The organism is Arthrobacter sp. E44 (assembly GCF_041877125.1).
In the GTDB taxonomy this organism is placed as follows: domain Bacteria; phylum Actinomycetota; class Actinomycetes; order Actinomycetales; family Micrococcaceae; genus Arthrobacter.
The window spans coordinates 1-1,445 of sequence record NZ_JBHDJA010000056.1; the positions used below are offsets into that span (position 1 = coordinate 1).

1 protein-coding gene is annotated in these 1,445 nt (G+C 64.9%); it reads left to right on the plus strand.

Annotation, left to right across the window (positions count from 1 at the left end):
* Positions 1-112 precede the first annotated feature (112 nt).
* Positions 113-1,402: an ISL3 family transposase gene (locus tag ACETK3_RS21280; RefSeq protein ID WP_237429206.1), complete on the plus strand. Its 1,290-nt coding sequence runs from the start codon at positions 113-115 to the stop codon at positions 1,400-1,402.
* Positions 1,403-1,445 lie beyond the last annotated feature (43 nt).

The window sequence follows — 1,445 nt, forward strand, 5'->3', positions numbered from 1 at the left end:
GGCTCTTCGCGGTTGATGGGGAATTGAGTTCGTGTCGTTGAAGACAAAGGGGCCCGTGGCCCTGTTGGGATGAGTGTGTCTAAGCATTCAACCTGGAACAGGACCACGAGCCTTGAACGAGCCTACCGGGGTCGCAGCCGATGCTGCCACCATCCTCTTCAACCTGCCCGACTACCGTGTCATCTCCACGACCATGTCCGCTGGCCGCCGTCAGGTCATCGTCGAAACTGACGCGCTACCGGGCTGCCCGAGCTGTGGGGTCATTGCCTCCCGGCGGAAGGAACGCCGCCTTCAACGGCTCCGCGATATTCCCGTCGCCGGGCCGGTGGACGTGCTCTGGTCCAAGTACCGCTGGTACTGCGAAGAGTCAGCGTGCGACCGGCTCTCGTTCTTCGAATCCACGCCGCAAGTGCCGCGCCGTGCCCGGTCGACGAGCCGGCTGCGGGACCAGCTCGTGGACGCGGTCATTCGCTCCGGCAGGGCTTTCTCGGAGACAGCTGCCGGCTTCGCCGTGTCCTGGTGGATGGTCCGGGCTGCGGTGACCGAGGCCTGCCTGCTGCGGCTGCCCGACGTGGACAAGCTCAGTCCGCGGATGCTGGGCATTGATGAACACCGGTTCCGGTCCGTGCGCTACTTCCAGGACCCGACCACGAAGGCGTGGACACGGTTCGAGCCGTGGATGACAACCATCGTGGATCTGGAGACCGGCCAAGTCCTCGGCGTGGTCGACGGCCGAGACCACAAGGGCGTCGGGGACTGGCTGTTCGCCCGGCCCCTGCAGTGGCGGCTGGCCGTGCAGGTCGTCGCAATCGACCCCTCCGCGGCGTTCCGCAAAGCCTTACGGATGTGGCTTCCCCGCACTGCTGTCGCCGTCGATCACTTCCACCTGATCTCGCTGGCCAACCAGGCAATGACTGAGACCAGGCAGAACCTCTCCCAACAGGTCAAGGGCCGCCGCGGCAGGGCCATCGACAAGGCCTGGGCCCACCGCATGCTCCTGCTGCGCGGCGGTGACACCCTCACGTGTAGGGCCGCCCTCCGACTCGAGGAAGTGTTCGCCCTGGACGATCCAACCGGCACCCTCCAGGCCGTCTGGAAGGTCAAGGAACAACTCCGCGCCCTGTTGCGCACCGGCTCCCTGGAGGACGCCGCGGCGGCCAAGCAGGTACTCGAGGAGCTGGTCAAGGAAGCCGCACGGCCGGAGACGAACAGGCTGTACCGTACAGTCTGCCGGTGGTGGAAGGAGATCGAGGTGCTGATCATTACCGGCGCCACGACAGGCAAGGTCGAGGCGAACAACACCGCAATCAAGAACATCAAACGAACCGCCCGCGGGTACCGCAACGCCGCCAACTACAAATCGGTTATTCTCTTGAGAAGTGCCGTCAGGACGGCGGCATGACGCTCATTCCAGGGATCCATTTCCCCACGAACCGCGAAGAGCC